The organism is Faecalibacterium sp. AF10-46 (assembly GCF_003604105.1).
GTDB classification, from domain to species: Bacteria; Bacillota; Clostridia; order Oscillospirales; family Ruminococcaceae; genus Faecalibacterium; species Faecalibacterium taiwanense.
Map to the genome: position 1 here is coordinate 75,955 of NZ_QVGY01000003.1, position 14,361 is coordinate 90,315.

The following is a 14,361-nucleotide window of genomic DNA, read 5'->3' on the forward strand; positions in this document are numbered from 1 at the left end:
CTCTAAGAGTCAACGAAAAAATGTGAGCAGTGATTATTCAGTTTTGAAGGCACGTCCTTCTAAGAAATACTGGACAAAGTAGACCAGTTATGGTATACTGAACCAGTCAGATCGGTCGGTGTCGATGACGGTGAGGTTCCACCTGTTCCCATTCCGAACACAGAAGTTAAGCTCACTTGTGCCGAAGATAGTTCGCTGGAAACGGCGCGTGAAAATAGGTAGTCGCCGACTTAATCGTATCCCTGAGAGGTTTCCTTTCAGGGATTTTTTGTTGCGTTTTGGGGCAGAAAATAGTATGATAAAGAAAAACCTTATACTTTCTACAGAATTTCCTGCTACACTGAACGTATAGAGAAAGGAGATTCTGTATGGATAAACTGACGAAAAAAGGGCTGGATAGCACCCAGCTCAAGACCATTGCACTGGTACTGATGGTGCTGGATCACATTCATTATTTCTTTGAATTCACCGGCTGCATCCCGACGGTGCTCAGTATGCTGGGGCGGCTGAGTGCCCCGCTGTTTCTGTTCTGCACCGTGGAGGGCTTTGCCCATACCCATGACCGCAGGCGGTATTTTATCCGCATCTGGGCTATTGGCGCGGCGATGGCGGCGCTGGAATTCTTTATGATCTACGCCAAGGCCTTCCGGCGTGGAGACGGCTTCTACCCCCAGAATGCCATCTTCCAAGATCTGATGCTGCTGTGCGTCGTCTGGCAGGGCATCGACTGGCTGCGGGAGAAGAAGCTGGCAAAGGGTATTGCGGCCATTGCCGCCGTTTTGTTCTGGCCGTTTGTGGTGATAGTATTTCTGCTGCTCTTCCCGCAGGTGCAGGAGATGCCCATCGCTTCGACAGTCGTGGCATTTGTCATCACCAGCCCGCTGCCCATGTGGACAGCCATCACGGACGGCGGCTGGAGCTTTTTGCTGGGCGGCGTGCTGCTGTATGCCCTGCGTGGACGGCGCAAAGTGCAGCTGACGGTATGGGCGCTGACTGTTTTCCTGTGTGACTTTGCGCTGATCTTCGGGATGGCTTGCCGGCAGGCGGGTTTTGTCTGGACGCAGATGTTCACCGACTACTACGAGTGGTTCGGCGTGGCGGCGGTGCTGCTGATGCTGCTGTACAACGGGCAGCGCGGCAGCGGGCACAAGCAGCTGTTCTACTGGTTCTACCCCGCCCATGTGTATCTGCTGTATGGGGCATCCTGCCTTGTTTATAACGTGTTGAGGTGATTTTGTGGCGAATATTCTGGCGCTGGATGACAATCTGGAGCTCTGCAAGCTGATCCGCACCGCCTTGGAGCGGGACGGCCACCGGGTGGAGACGCGCAGCTCCGGACAGGAGCTGACTGAAGCACTCTGCCGCTGGGCGGACTGCATCCTGCTGGATGTGATGATGCCCGGAGAAGATGGCTTTGCGGTGTGCCGCTGCATCCGGGGCCTGACCGAAGCACCGATTCTGTTTCTGAGTGCCCGGACGGATGAAGCCGCTGTGCTGAAGGGGCTGGGCGCGCAGAACATCGGTGCCGGCAAGCACGACCGTGTGGATGCCATTCTGCGCTACGCCATCGGCATTGGCCTGACCTTTGGACTGATCGTGGCAGCAGCAGTGCAGTTCATTGCACCGTCAGTGGTGCGGCCCTTCACCTCGGACGAGGCTGTGGTGCTGGCCGGTGCATCTTACATCCGGGGTTATATTTTTGACTGCCTGTTTGCAGGCGTGCAGTTCAGCTTCAGCGGCTATTTCTGCGCCTATGGCAAGTCCGGGCTGTCCTTCCTGCATAACACGCTGTCCATTCTGCTGGTGCGCGTGCCGGGTGCCTACCTCGCATCCAAGTTTTTCCCGCAGACGCTGCTGCCTATGGGTCTTGCTTCGGCCTGCGGTTCGCTGTTCTCCATTCTGGTGTGCGTGATCACTTACCACTGGCTCAAGCGGCAGCAGAAAGCGGTGCTGTATGGCTGAGCGGGAACCGTTCCAAATCGGTGAGATGGCATAGATGTACCGCCCAAGTGCGGGCGCGCTGCGCCACTATGAGCTGCTGTCAAGCGTACAGCAGCTTTTTTGTTGCACAAAAACCGGCCCTGCGGTACAATAGACCTGTTATTTATTATGCAGGAAAGAGGAGAGAACAGATGCGAGACCACCATATCGACCTGTGCGGCCAGATCGATTTTACCCGTACCGAGGCAATGCCCCTGCTGGCGCGGGATGCACATTTCAGCTTTGCGTGCAATGGCTGCGGCGACTGCTGCCGTGGCAGAGAGGACATTGTACTTTCAGGCTTTGACCTGTGGCGCATTGCAGCCCGGCTGCGCCTGCCGCCGCAGATCGTGGCGCGGGGATATTGCCGGGCCAGCATTGGCACGGTGAGCCATTTGCCGGTGCTGCGTCTGGCCCCGGTGAAGGAAAACCGGAACAACTGTCCCTTCCTTACGGGAGATCACTGCGCCATCCACGATGCCGAACCGCTGGTGTGTGCTCTGTACCCGCTGGCGCAGGAGATCAGCAGGAAAGGACAGGTGAGCTATTTTCTGCAGCCCACCGGCTGCGGCGGGCAGGTGATCGAGGCAAGGGTGGAGGACTATCTTGCTCGTTACGATGTCCCGGCCCGGGAACAGACCGATGTGCGCTGGGCGCAGACCTGCATGACACTGGAAGACACGGTGGAACAGCTGGGTGCGCAGCTCAGCCCGGTGCTGGTGCATCGGATGCAGGACAAGCTCTGGCAGGCGCTGTATTTTGGCTACGACTATGCCGCACCGTTCTTGCCGCAGCTGGAGAAAAACCTGCACTGGCTGGATGCTGAATTTGCAAAACTGACGGAATATCAGCAAAAACGGAATAACGCATCAAAATAATCGATCGATATATTTGATGCAATCGATAATAAAGGCCGTTTTAGGGCAAAAGTGAGTTGTTTTACCGTGAAATGTGTGATATACTTCACGAGTGTAAAGCGAGACTGTACGAGCCTTGCATACAAAACATAGCTTTCCGGTGCGGTATCTGTAGGCCGCACACGCAAAGAGATAGAGGAGAGAAACATTATGCGTAAAATCACTCGTCGTTCGTTTCTGGCTGCTGCCGCTGCCTGCGGCGCAGCTGCTGCCCTGACTGCCTGCGGCGGTTCTTCTGCATCTTCTGCAGCTGCTTCTTCCGCTGCGCCTGCATCCTCCGCTGCTGCTTCTGCTGCAGCCGATGGCCAGAAGTTCACGATCGGCATCTGCCAGTTGGTGCAGCATGCCGCTCTGGATGCCGCTACGCAGGGCTTTGAGGATGCTCTGACTGCTTCCTTCGGCGAGAACGTCACCTTCGATTTCCAGAATGCACAGGGCGATTCCGCTACCTGCGCTACCATCACCAACGGCTTCGTTTCCTCTGGTGTGGATCTGATCATGGCCAATGCTACGCCCGCTCTGCAGGCTGCACAGTCTGCTACCAACAGCATTCCGGTGCTGGGCACCTCTGTTACCGAGTACGGTGTGGCTCTGGGCCTGACCGATTTCGACGGCACCGTGGGCGGCAACATTTCCGGCACCTCTGATTTGGCCCCGCTGGATCAGCAGGCTGAGATGATCGTGGAGTGGATGCCGGAGGCCAAGAAGGTTGGCCTGCTGTACTGCTCTGCTGAGGCAAACAGCCAGTATCAGGTGGATGAGGTCCAGAAGTATCTGGAGGAAAAGGGTGTCACCGCTACCCAGTACGCTTTCTCTGATTCCAATGACCTGTCCTCTGTCTGCCAGAAGGCTGCCGACGAGAACGACGCACTGTATGTGCCCACCGATAACACGGTTGCTGCAAACACCGGCATTGTGGACGGCATCTGCCGCCCGGCCAAGAAGCCCGTGTTCGCTGGCGAAGAGGGCATCTGCGCCGGCTGCGGTGTGGCTACCCTTTCCATCAGCTACTACGATCTGGGCTACACCACTGGTGAGATGGCAGTGAAGATCCTGAACGGCGAGGCTGATATCTCCACCATGCCCATCGAGTACACCGATGTGACCAAGAAGTACAACAAGACGATCTGCGACGATCTGGGCCTGACCGTTCCCGACGGTTACGAGGAGATCGAGGGCTAAAATACTCCGGGAAACCAAACAGAAAATCAGCGGAGAAGGGTAAAAAGTGCTCTTCTCCGCTTTCCCGTATCAAACGGGAAGTAAAAAAAGTGTAACGTTTAGGAGGAATTGTTTTGGAAATCATTGCAAGACTGGCAAACCTGCCGGGCGCTTTGCCGGGTGCCTGTGCACAGGGCCTTATCTGGGGTATCATGGCCATTGGCGTGTACCTGACCTACCGTATTCTGGATGTGGCCGATCTGACCGTGGACGGCTCCTTTGGCACCGGCGGTGCAGTGTGCGTCATGTGCCTGCTGTCCGGCCAGAACGTCTGGGTCTCCCTGCTCATGGCGCTGCTGGCAGGCCTGCTGTCCGGCCTCGTCACCGGTGTCCTGCACACATTTATGGGCATTCCGGCCATCCTTGCCGGCATCCTGACCCAGCTTTCGCTGTATTCCATTAACCTCAAAATCATGGGCAAGGCCAATCAGGCCATCAACGTGGACAAGTACAACCTGCTGATCTCCCTGCGCTGGGTCAAGGAGTTCGCTCTCCACAACCCTATCGTCATGATCATCATTGTCACAGCGGTGCTGATCGGCATTCTGTACTGGTTCTTCGGCACCGAGCTGGGCTGTGCCATTCGTGCCACCGGCTCTAACCCTGCCATGTCCCGTGCGCAGGGCATCAACACCAACTTCAATATCGTGCTGGGTCTGGCTGTGTCCAACGGTCTGGTGGCGCTGTCTGGCGCTCTGCTGAGCCAGTATCAGGGCTTTGCAGATGTCGGCATGGGCCGTGGCGCGATCGTCATTGGTCTGGCTGCTGTCATCATTGGCGAGGCTCTGTTCAGCCGCATCTTCCACAACTTTGCACTCAAGATGGTTTCTGTCTCTCTGGGGGCGATCATCTACTACATTGTCATCCAGCTGGTGCTGACTCTGGGTTTCGATGCCAACCTGCTCAAGCTGCTGAGCGCTTCTGTGGTGGCTGTTTTCCTTGCCGTGCCGTACTGGAAGGGCAAGTACTTCTCGAAGCCGGTGAAGAAGGCAAAGGAGGATGCAAAAAATGCTTGAGATCCAGAATGTTTCCAAGACCTTTAACGCTGGCACGGTCAACCAGAAAACTGCCCTGAACGGCCTGAACCTGAAGCTGAACGAGGGCGATTTCGTTACCGTGATCGGCGGCAACGGTGCAGGCAAATCCACCATGCTGAACGCAGTTGCCGGTGTGTGGCCGGTGGACGAAGGCAAGATCATTATTGACGGTGTGGATGTGACCCGCCTGAGCGAGCATCAGCGTGCCGCTTACATCGGCCGCGTGTTTCAGGACCCCATGACCGGCACTGCTGCCACCATGCAGATCGAAGAGAACCTTGCCCTGGCTGCACGCCGCGGCAAGCCCCGCACCCTGCGCATTGGCATTACCAAGGCAGAGCGCGAGCAGTACCGTGAACTGCTCAAAACGCTGGATCTGGGTCTGGAAGACCGCCTGACGGCCCGTGTGGGCCTGCTTTCCGGCGGCCAGCGTCAGGCACTGACCCTGCTGATGGCTACCATGAACAAGCCAAAGCTCCTGCTGCTGGACGAGCATACCGCTGCGCTGGACCCCAAGACCGCGCTCAAGGTGCTGACCCTCTCGGCCAAAATCGTGGAGGAAAACCACCTCACCACCATGATGATCACCCACAACATGAAGGATGCCATTAAGTATGGCAACCGCCTGATCATGATGTACGAAGGCCATATCATCTATGATGTTTCCGGTGAGGAAAAGAAGAACCTGCACGTCTCCGACCTGCTGGCAAAGTTCCAGATTGCCAGCGGCGGCGAGTTTGCAAATGACCGCATGATTCTGTCCTGATAAATTACAAGGCTAAAATGCAAAGCGCCTGTCCCGGAAAAAACCGGGACGGGCGCTTTTTATGTATGTTTACCAATTCAAGAGCAAGGCGGTTAATTGGAGTTTTTGGGAGATGATTTTCTTTACATCTTTTGAAGAATGCGGGGCACCGTCCTGAATCGCAAAGAGGAACAGCGAGTAAAGTTCATTATATTTTGGAATAGCCATTTTTTCAAACCTCACGCCTTGGAAAGTTGGAAAGGCTCAGCACACATTCGCAATGGCTTGAGGGTTGCGTTTGTTACATCATTTTGGTATAACAACTCACAACCTCGCAATGCCGTGTTCTTGGAAACAGATCCACCGGCTGCACCTTCTCTGCGTGATATCCATTTTGTTCCAGCCATGCAGCATCTCTTGCGGCGGTGGCGGGGTTGCAGCTGACGTAGACCACCCGGCGGGGAGACATGCGCACGACAGCGGAAAGGGTGGCTTCGTCGCAGCCCTTGCGGGGAGGATCCAGCATTACGATGTCCGGGTGAAGGCCCTCAGCGGCAAGGCGGGTGGCGGCCTGACCGGCATCTGCGCAGAAAAATCGGCTCTTTGCGGCCACATCTGCACCCATGCGGGCAGCGTTAGCCTTGGCACTTTCAATGGCTTCCGGTACGATCTCCACACCGATCAGCTCACGGCAGTGTGCTGCCATGGAAAGACCAATAGTGCCCATGCCGCAGTAGAGGTCCAACAGCAGGTCGTCCGGGGTAAGCTGAGCATACTGGGCGGCAATGCCGTAAAGCTGCTCGGCAGCAAGGGTATTGACCTGATAGAAGGAAAGCGGGCCAAGCTGCACCGGAACGCCGCACAGGGTGTCCTCAATATAGCCCGGGCCGTACAGAGTGTGGGTCTCGGTGCCAAGGATCACGTTGGTGTTTTTTGCATTTACGTTCAGCAGGATCGTGGTGATCTCTGCAAATTGAGCTTTCAGCCGGGTACAAAGCTCCTCGGCGCAGGGCAGCTTGGCACAGGTGCAGACAAGGCAGACCATGATCTGGCCGCTGTGAGCGCCGCGACGCAGAAAGATATGACGCACAAGGCCCTTTCCGGTCTCCTCGCCGTACGGCTGAATGCCCTTTTCTGCAAAAAAAGCGCACAATGCGTTGCCGATCTCATTCAGCACACCGGGCTGCAGGCGGCAGTCCGGGCAGGGGACGATACGATGGGTGCGCCCGGCGTAGAAGCCGATACAGGGCTTACCGCTTTTGTCCACGCCCACCGGGAACTGCACCTTATTGCGGTAGCGGTTCACTTCCGGCGAACCCACAATGGGCAGCACAGGCACATCCAATCCTCCGATGCGGGCAAAGGCATCTGCAACATTCTCCTGCTTGGCGCGCAGCTCGGCAGCATAGTCCAGATGCCGCAGGCTGCAGCCGCCGCAGGGGCCTGCCACGGCACAATCCACCGGGATACGGTCCGGCGAAGGAGTGAGCACCTCGTCCAGAATACCGAAGGCGTAGCGCTTGCAGTCCTTAACGATACGCACCCGGGCTTCGTCGCCGGGGGCGGCACCGGGAATAAACACGGTCTCACCGTCGGGGCTGTGTGCTACGCCGCTGCCATCGCTGGAAAGACGCTCTACGCGCAGGGTGAGAACTTGATTTTTCTGTAAGGGCATGAAGGGTCTCCTTTACTGGTGGTCGGGGCCGTCGGCGGGAGCATCAGCCTGCGCCGCAAAATACTTGCTGGGTGGCACGCCCTTGGCGCGCTTGAATACCCGCGAGAAATAGAACTGGTCAAAGAAGCCTACCGACACCGCGACCTCGGCAATGGAAAGGTTGCCTGCGCGCAGCAGCTTGCAGGCTTCGTTGATGCGGTATTCGGTAAGGTAATCGATGGGGCTTTTGCCTACGTTCAGCATGAACACGCGGTACAGGTGGCTGCGGGAGACACCTACGCTTTTTGCCACATCATCAATGGAAATATCGTGTGAATAATTGAACTGGATGTACTTGATGGCGTTGAGCACATACTGGCTGGAAGAGGAAGCTGTGTGCGGTTTGCCAGCGCTGGTCTCCTTCATCAGAGAAGCGATGAAGAGATAAAGGTAGCCCACCATGGCGGCTTCATCCTGCGGCTGCAGCCCGCGGGAGGAATAAATGTTGGCCAGAGCGGCACGCATCCCATCGGGGTCGTGGGTGTGATGCACCGGCGAGTCGTCGGTGAAGGGGAGCTGCGCGGCCAGTTTGTGGGCACACGCACCGTTGAAGCCTACCCAGCTGTACTCCCAAGGCTGCTGCTCATCGGCAGTATACCGGATCAGCTGGCTTGGCCGGGCAAAAAACAGCTGACCCTGGCTCACTTCCCAGGTGCGTCCGCCCACCTCGAACACGCCCTTGCCGGAAAGTACCAGATGGATTAGGTAATGGTCGCGGATACCCGGCCCCCATGTTTGGCCCGGAGCACAGCGTTCGATGCCGCAATTGAAGATGGAAAGCTCAATATTATTGGTATAATTTTGTTTGAAGGATTGCTTATATACATCTGCCATAGCCGCGTTTCCTCCGCTCTGTCACGTTGCGGGCAGCTTTGTGCCCGATCTTTGGTATAGTATACCACACATCTGCCCGCAAATTCAACAAAAGTACATCTTATTCTTTGAACTGGGTGCCAAAATTCGCGCTTTTTCAGCGTTGGAAATTGAAAAAAGCGGTTGGATGCATTACAATAGACGTAACATACCCATCTATCCCAAAGCAGCATATTGAGGGAGGAATCGTTATGGCAAACAGTGCGCAGCTCCGAAATGAGATCGCGGCGGGCAAATGGGACGATAAGCTCCGGGCACTGTATGGCGATGCGGCGCAGGAGATCTGTCGGCAGCGGGCACGCTACTGTGCTGCGCTGGAACAGTTTGAGCTGTACTTTGGGCCGGGCAGGCAGGTGCAGGTTTATTCGGCACCGGGCCGCGCAGAGCTGGGCGGTAACCACACCGACCACCAGCACGGTTATGGCCTTGCGGCGGCTGTCACGCTGGATCTTGTGGCCGTGGCTGCGCACAATACAGACGGCTACGTGCGGGTCAAATCCCGCGGGTTCAACAAGCTGGATGTGATCGACCTGACCGTGGAGGGGCCGCAGGAAGGGGAGAGCACCCACTCGGCCAGCCTGATCCGCGGCATTGCCGAGGGCTTCCGCGCGGCAGGCAAAGCGGTGGGCGGCTTTGATGCATACACGGCCAGTGATGTGCTGCGCGGCAGCGGCCTTTCCAGTTCTGCTGCCTTTGAAATGGGCATGGCTGCCATCTGGAACGGAGAATATGGCTGCGGTCTGGCCCCGGCGGAGCTGGCAAAGATCTGTCAGTATGCGGAGAATACCTATTTTGGCAAGCCCAGCGGCCTGCTGGATCAGCTGACCAGCGCAGTGGGCGGCATTATCTTTGCGGATTTTGCAGACCCCCAGCAGCCGGTTCTGGAAAAGATCCACGCCGACGGTCTGCTGCCGCCGGGCATGAGCCTGTGCGTTACCGATACGCGCGGCAGCCACAGCGAATTGACCGGTGAGTTTGCAGCCATCCGGCAGGAGATGGAGCAGATCGCAGCGTTTCTTGGCAAAAAGGTGCTGGGACAGGTGACGGAGAGCGCATTCTGGGCAGCACTGCCTGCACTGCGCAAAGCCTGCGGCGACCGCGCGGTGCTGCGCGCCATCCACTATTTTGAAGAGAACGCTCGCACCCTTGCCCAGAGGGACGCGCTGCAAGCCGGGCAGTTTGCTGCCTTTGCAGCGCTGGTGCTGGAAAGCGGACGCGCATCCTTTGCGCTATGCCAGAATGTCTACTGCAGCACCGATGTGCGGCATCAGGGGCTTTCGGTGGCACTGGCGCTGAGCCAGAGTATCCTGCAGGGCAGCACGGGAGCCTGGCGGATGCAGGGCGGCGGCTTTGCAGGCACCATTCAGGCGTATGTTCCCCAGAGCCTGCTGGAACGCTATCACAGCGAGATCGAGCGGGTATTCGGCAAGGGCAGCTGCTACATTCTGCGTCTGCGGGAGCAGGGGGCAGTGAAAGTGATCTGAAAACAAAAACGCATCTGCAAGATTTTGCAGATGCGTTTTTTGCTATGCTTTATACTGCTTGAAAAGTTCAGAAAACCGGTTTCGGGCCGGGAGCGGACTGAGCCTGCTCTTTTTCTTCTTCCCGGCGCTGCTGCTGATCCGAGATATACTGCACCATGTCCCGCTCCTCGTGGGAAAAATGGAACAGGTCTGCGATGGTATCGTAGGCGCTCACCACGAAGTTGAATCCTGTCTTTACCACATTGAACAGCAGCATGGGCACAAAGGTGAAAGAAAGTGAGATCAATCCGCCGCTAAAGAAAAGATCGTCCAGACGCAGATTGCTGAAGAAAAGATCCAGTGCATCGCCCAGCGGCCCGCCGCCGGAAATACTGCGCAGCTCTTCTTCGGAAACAGAAATGTATGAATGCGGCATCTGAAGGTTTTTCATGGAGAAAGCTCCTTTCTGACAAGATCGTTCCAGGAATGGGATCAAACTCAGGCGGCAGCGGTTCCCTCGGCCTGAGCGGCATCAAAGCTCGGCATGGGGTTCACGATCTGATCGTAGATGCTTGTAACGGTACGAATGACGTTCATGACCTGCGAATAGACATAGACACCGGCCAGACCGGCAACGCCCACAGAAGCGATACGGCTCCAGGTGTTCATCTTATCCCAGGTGTGATAGAAGGTGCCGGACAGGCTCAGACCATTCGACAGACCGGACTGCACACGGCCTGCGATGTACCGGAAGGAATAGTTGGTCATCAGCACGAACAGGTTGATCGCTGCATTCTGGCAGAATGTAGCAAACTGATCGGTGTTGAAATAAATATCGTGATTAAAGGCTGAGCCAAGGTAGATGGACTGACCGCCATCCAGATAGGTCATTTCCTCTTCGGAGATAACGGCATAGGAAGCCGGTAAAAGCATGGTATTCTGATTGGGATAATCCATGATGGAAGAACTCCTTTCCGTAGTGGAATCTGCACAAAGGCAGACAATAATACTATCTGAATTGTAACATAACTGTGTCCAAATAACAAGAGCAGAGATGTGCAAAATCATGATACATTTGTGAATAAACTGTTGCGGAAAGACGGTAAAATCACGGATATCAGCCCAAAAATGCGCAATATGTCCATAATCTGGTCCTGAAAAAATGTTCTGTAGAAAAAGCAAAAGCGCCTGCAGATTCCGGGTGCAGGCGCTTTTATGGGGAGAAAATGATCGGGGAATTACTGTGCCCGTTCGTAGAGCACGGTCAGCTGCGCAATGTGCCCGGCCAGTGCTTCCGGCAGGGGACAGGTGAGCCGCCACTGCCAGTTGGAGCCTTGGGTGCTGGGAGTGTTGATGCGGGCCTCACTGCCCAGATGCAGCCAGTCCGCCAGAGGGATCACAGCGGTATCCGATACACTGGCAAGGCAGGCACAGATCATGGCCTCGGTCAGCTCTTCCGGCTGGCAGCGCAGGTAGCGGCAGGCATAGGCCACATCCTCGGCACCGGCGTTGGTACGCCAGCCTTCGGTGGTCACATTGTCGTGGGTGCCGGTGTACACCACGCTGTTGCGGTGGTAGGTGTGGGGCAGGTAATTGCCGGATTCCCGGCTGTCAAAGGCAAACTGCATGATCTTCATGCCCGGATAGCCGCTGGCAGAAAGCATGGCCTTGACCTCCGGGGTCAGGTAGCCAAGATCCTCGGCAATGATGCCGCCCTCGCCAAGGTTTTCGTGCATGGCGTTGATAAAATCGCGGTCAGGGCCTTTTTCCCAGTGGCCGCCCGCCGCCGTTTTGTTCCCGGCGGGAATGGAGTAATAGCTCTCGAAGCCGCGGAAGTGGTCGATGCGCACCACATCGTAAATGGAGGTGGCGTGCTTCATGCGCTGCTTCCACCACGCAAAGCCGGTGGCCTTGTGAACAGGCCAGTCGTACAGCGGATTGCCCCATAGCTGACCATCCGCTGCAAAGGCATCCGGCGGGCATCCGGCAACCTGCGTCAGGTGCATCTGGCCATCGGTCTGGAACAGTTCCGGGTGGGTCCACAGATCACTGGAATCCGGGCTGACATAGATGGGAATATCGCCCACCAGTTTGATGCCCTTGCTGTTGGCGTAAGCCTTCAGGGCGTTCCACTGGGTGTAGAAGAAGAACTGCACCGCCTTGTAGTAGCCAATGCTTCCGGCAAGCGCTGCTTTGGCTTCGGCAATGGCTTCCGGCTGGCGGCAGCGCAGTGCATCCGGCCAGTCAGCAAGGCCGGCCTGACCCTGTGCAGTTTTCACAGCCATGAACAGGGCGTAATCCTCCAGCCAGAAAGCCTGCTCTTTGCAGAAGGCTTTGTAGGCGGGGGAGGGAGCTGCCAGCAGACGGTCAGCAGCCTTTTTCAGGACAACAGGCCGCTCGTTGTAAAGGGCACCGTAGTCGACAGAACCGACCGGCTTTTCAGCGGGGATCTCGTCGGCGGTCAGCAAATCGTCCGCAGCCAGCAGGCGGTAATCGATAAAATAGGGATTTCCGGCAAAGGCGGAGAAGCTCTGGTAAGGGCTGTCGCCGTAGCCGGTGGGGCCGATGGGCAGGATCTGCCAGTAGGTCTGCTTTGCATCGGCCAGAAAATCCACGAATGCAAAGGCCTCTTTTCCCAGCGTACCGATGCCAAAAGGCCCCGGCAGACTGAAAACGGGCATCAGAATGCCGCTTGCACGCATAGTGTGCGCACCTCCTTAGCCCTTCACAGCACCTGCAACCACGCCCTCGATGATGTACTTCTGGCAGGTGATGTACAGGATGATGATGGGGATGATGGCAATGATGATGCAGGCCATCATGGGAGCCAGCTCCACACGGCCGTAGCCGCCGCGGAAGTACTGGATGGCCATGGGAATGGTGCGGTATTTCTTGATGTCCAGCACCAGAGTGGGCAGCAGGTAGTCGTTCCACACCCACATGGTCTCAAGGATGGCGGTGGAGATCATGGTGGGCTTGAGGATGGGGAATACGACCTTGAAGAAGATCTGAATGGGGTTGCAGCCGTCGATCATGGCCGCTTCCTCAATTTCCATGGGCACGCTCTTCATGAAGCCGGTGAACATGAACACGGCCAGACCGGCACCGAAGCCCAGATAGATGATGCAGATGTTCCACGGGGTGTTCAGATTGAGCTGGTCAGCGGTCTTGGACAGGGTGAACATGACCATCTGGAAGGGCACGACCATGGAGAACACGATCAGCAGGTTCATGAACTTGCTCAGCTTATTGTTCACGCGGGTGAGGTACCAACCGGTCATGGAGCAGCACAGCAGGATCAGCGCCACACTGGTAACGGTGATGACAAGGCTGTAGCCAAGGCTGGAAAGGAAGCCCATCTTGGTGACACCGTAAACGTAGTTGCTCAGGCCCGCAAAGGTCTCGGCGGTGGGCAGCTTGAACACAGTGGAGGTGGTAAAGGTGCCCTCGATCTTCAAGCTGTTCAGCAGGATCAGCACGATGGGGTAGATCCACAGCAGACTCAGCAGCGTCATGATGACGGTGAGGATGTTATCCCACATTTTTTTCTGTTTAGGCATTACTGCTGCACCTCCTTGGAACGGGTAAAGTGGAGCTGGATCAGAGAAATGACCACGACGATCAGGAAGAACACCACAGCCTTCGCCTGACCAATGCCCTTCCACTGGGCACCGGAACGGCCATAGAAGGTGTTGTAGATGTTCAGGGCCAGCATTTCACTGGCATTGGCGGGTTCGCCTGCGGTCAGGGCAACGTTCTGGTCGAACAGTTTGAAGCTGTTGGTCAGGGTCAGGAAGGTGCAGATGGTCACGCTGGGCATGACCATGGGAATCTTGATCTTGAACAGGATCTCGCGGTCGTTGGCACCGTCGATCTTAGCGGCTTCGATCAGGTCGCCGGGCACGCTCTGCAGGCCGGCAACGTAAATGATCATCATGTAGCCGATCTGCTGCCAGCACATCAGGATGACCAGACCGACGAAACCGGCCTTGGCATCCAGCGCCAGCAGGGGTTTCTGCAGGTTGGCCAGCACACCGTTGAGCAGAATCTGCCAGATGTAGCCCAGCAGGATGCCGCCGATCAGGTTGGGCATGAAGTAGACGGTACGGAAGATGTTGGTGCCGCGGATGCCGCGGGTGAGCACCAGCGCAATGGCAAAGGCGCAGACGTTGATGAGCACGGTGGATACTACAGTGAAGGCTGCGGTAAAGCCGAAGGCGTGCAGGAAGGTGGAATCCTGAAATACGCTGATGTAGTTCTGGATGCCCACAAAGGTGGTCTTGCTAACAGTAGTGAACCGCTGGAACGAAAGGTAAATGCCCCAGATAAAGGGCCAGATAAAGCCGATGATGAACGCGAGCAGCGTGGGCAGCACGAACACTGGCCAATATTTGCTGATGGCTTTTTGCAT

General features: G+C 56.5%; 15 protein-coding genes and 1 rRNA gene. 8 read left to right on the forward strand and 8 right to left on the reverse strand.

Annotated features, from left to right (window positions below):
- Positions 1-114: 114 nt before the first annotated feature.
- The 7 genes from rrf to DWV57_RS05155 all read left to right on the forward strand — a co-directional run bounded on the left by rrf (position 115) and on the right by DWV57_RS05155 (position 5,921).
- Positions 115-231: ribosomal RNA gene (rrf, locus tag DWV57_RS05125) — 5S ribosomal RNA — on the forward strand.
- 137 nt (positions 232-368) lie between these two features.
- Positions 369-1,232 (forward strand): TraX family protein, encoded by an 864-nt coding sequence (locus DWV57_RS05130; RefSeq protein ID WP_118528773.1) that lies wholly within the window; start codon positions 369-371, stop codon positions 1,230-1,232.
- Positions 1,233-1,236: 4 nt separating this feature from the next.
- Positions 1,237-1,962, forward strand: a complete 726-nt coding sequence (locus DWV57_RS05135; RefSeq protein WP_118528775.1) for a response regulator — start codon at positions 1,237-1,239, stop codon at positions 1,960-1,962.
- A 170-nt stretch (positions 1,963-2,132) separates the two neighbouring features.
- Positions 2,133-2,858 carry a YkgJ family cysteine cluster protein gene (locus tag DWV57_RS05140; protein ID WP_120020170.1) on the forward strand — a complete coding sequence of 242 codons (726 nt, stop codon included), beginning with the start codon at positions 2,133-2,135 and terminating at the stop codon, positions 2,856-2,858.
- A gap of 189 nt (positions 2,859-3,047) precedes the next feature.
- Positions 3,048-4,079 (forward strand): ABC transporter substrate-binding protein, encoded by a 1,032-nt coding sequence (locus tag DWV57_RS05145; RefSeq protein ID WP_097778402.1) that lies wholly within the window; start codon positions 3,048-3,050, stop codon positions 4,077-4,079.
- A 113-nt stretch (positions 4,080-4,192) separates the two neighbouring features.
- Entirely contained in the window at positions 4,193-5,134 is a 942-nt protein-coding gene (locus DWV57_RS05150) for an ABC transporter permease (RefSeq protein WP_005939016.1), read from the forward strand.
- A complete protein-coding gene (locus DWV57_RS05155) occupies positions 5,127-5,921 on the forward strand; it encodes an ATP-binding cassette domain-containing protein (protein ID WP_005939014.1) in 795 nt (264 codons plus the stop codon). Before DWV57_RS05150 ends, DWV57_RS05155 begins: the two co-directional genes overlap by 8 nt.
- A 69-nt stretch (positions 5,922-5,990) precedes the next feature.
- On the opposite strand, the gene DWV57_RS14455 is transcribed toward DWV57_RS05155, so the two are convergent.
- The 3 genes from DWV57_RS14455 to DWV57_RS05165 all read right to left on the reverse strand — a co-directional run bounded on the left by DWV57_RS14455 (position 5,991) and on the right by DWV57_RS05165 (position 8,448).
- Positions 5,991-6,128 (reverse strand): hypothetical protein, encoded by a 138-nt coding sequence (locus DWV57_RS14455; protein WP_154261047.1) that lies wholly within the window; start codon positions 6,126-6,128, stop codon positions 5,991-5,993.
- Positions 6,129-6,201: 73 nt separating this feature from the next.
- A complete protein-coding gene (gene rlmD, locus DWV57_RS05160; protein ID WP_120020171.1) occupies positions 6,202-7,575 on the reverse strand; it encodes a 23S rRNA (uracil(1939)-C(5))-methyltransferase RlmD in 1,374 nt (457 codons plus the stop codon).
- Positions 7,576-7,587: 12 nt separating this feature from the next.
- Entirely contained in the window at positions 7,588-8,448 is an 861-nt protein-coding gene (locus DWV57_RS05165) for an AraC family transcriptional regulator (RefSeq protein WP_005939008.1), read from the reverse strand.
- A 230-nt stretch (positions 8,449-8,678) separates the two neighbouring features.
- On the opposite strand from DWV57_RS05165, the gene DWV57_RS05170 reads away from it, so the two are divergent.
- Complete coding sequence (locus DWV57_RS05170) at positions 8,679-9,971, forward strand: galactokinase family protein (RefSeq protein WP_120020172.1); 1,293 nt, start codon at positions 8,679-8,681, stop codon at positions 9,969-9,971.
- Between the two features lie 67 nt (positions 9,972-10,038).
- Here DWV57_RS05170 and DWV57_RS05175 read toward each other — a convergent pair whose 3' ends face one another.
- From DWV57_RS05175 to DWV57_RS05195, 5 genes are all read right to left on the reverse strand, one after another.
- Positions 10,039-10,401, reverse strand: coding sequence for a hypothetical protein (locus tag DWV57_RS05175; RefSeq protein WP_097777665.1), 363 nt, complete (start codon positions 10,399-10,401; stop codon positions 10,039-10,041).
- Between the two features lie 47 nt (positions 10,402-10,448).
- Positions 10,449-10,907 carry a hypothetical protein gene (locus DWV57_RS05180; protein WP_120020173.1) on the reverse strand — a complete coding sequence of 153 codons (459 nt, stop codon included), beginning with the start codon at positions 10,905-10,907 and terminating at the stop codon, positions 10,449-10,451.
- Between the two features lie 281 nt (positions 10,908-11,188).
- Positions 11,189-12,652, reverse strand: a complete 1,464-nt coding sequence (malQ, locus tag DWV57_RS05185; RefSeq protein WP_120020174.1) for a 4-alpha-glucanotransferase — start codon at positions 12,650-12,652, stop codon at positions 11,189-11,191.
- A gap of 15 nt (positions 12,653-12,667) precedes the next feature.
- A complete protein-coding gene (locus tag DWV57_RS05190) occupies positions 12,668-13,510 on the reverse strand; it encodes a carbohydrate ABC transporter permease (protein ID WP_120020175.1) in 843 nt (280 codons plus the stop codon).
- Entirely contained in the window at positions 13,510-14,361 is an 852-nt protein-coding gene (locus DWV57_RS05195) for a sugar ABC transporter permease (protein ID WP_118528793.1), read from the reverse strand. Before DWV57_RS05195 ends, DWV57_RS05190 begins: the two co-directional genes overlap by 1 nt.

Excerpts from the sequence above, each read along its gene's own strand:
- DWV57_RS05155 (WP_005939014.1), top strand. The coding sequence starts at position 5,127 with ATGCTTGAGATCCAGAATGTTTCCAAGACCTTTAACGCTGGCACGGTC.
- DWV57_RS05190 (WP_120020175.1), bottom strand. The coding sequence starts at position 13,510 with ATGCCTAAACAGAAAAAAATGTGGGATAACATCCTCACCGTCATCATG.
- DWV57_RS14455 (WP_154261047.1), bottom strand. The coding sequence starts at position 6,128 with ATGGCTATTCCAAAATATAATGAACTTTACTCGCTGTTCCTCTTTGCG.
- DWV57_RS05195 (WP_118528793.1), bottom strand. The coding sequence starts at position 14,361 with ATGCAAAAAGCCATCAGCAAATATTGGCCAGTGTTCGTGCTGCCCACG.
- DWV57_RS05170 (WP_120020172.1), top strand. The coding sequence starts at position 8,679 with ATGGCAAACAGTGCGCAGCTCCGAAATGAGATCGCGGCGGGCAAATGG.
- DWV57_RS05175 (WP_097777665.1), bottom strand. The coding sequence starts at position 10,401 with ATGAAAAACCTTCAGATGCCGCATTCATACATTTCTGTTTCCGAAGAA.
- DWV57_RS05130 (WP_118528773.1), top strand. The coding sequence starts at position 369 with ATGGATAAACTGACGAAAAAAGGGCTGGATAGCACCCAGCTCAAGACC.
- malQ (WP_120020174.1), bottom strand. The coding sequence starts at position 12,652 with ATGCGTGCAAGCGGCATTCTGATGCCCGTTTTCAGTCTGCCGGGGCCT.
- DWV57_RS05180 (WP_120020173.1), bottom strand. The coding sequence starts at position 10,907 with ATGGATTATCCCAATCAGAATACCATGCTTTTACCGGCTTCCTATGCC.
- DWV57_RS05165 (WP_005939008.1), bottom strand. The coding sequence starts at position 8,448 with ATGGCAGATGTATATAAGCAATCCTTCAAACAAAATTATACCAATAAT.
- DWV57_RS05140 (WP_120020170.1), top strand. The coding sequence starts at position 2,133 with ATGCGAGACCACCATATCGACCTGTGCGGCCAGATCGATTTTACCCGT.
- rlmD (WP_120020171.1), bottom strand. The coding sequence starts at position 7,575 with ATGCCCTTACAGAAAAATCAAGTTCTCACCCTGCGCGTAGAGCGTCTT.
- DWV57_RS05145 (WP_097778402.1), top strand. The coding sequence starts at position 3,048 with ATGCGTAAAATCACTCGTCGTTCGTTTCTGGCTGCTGCCGCTGCCTGC.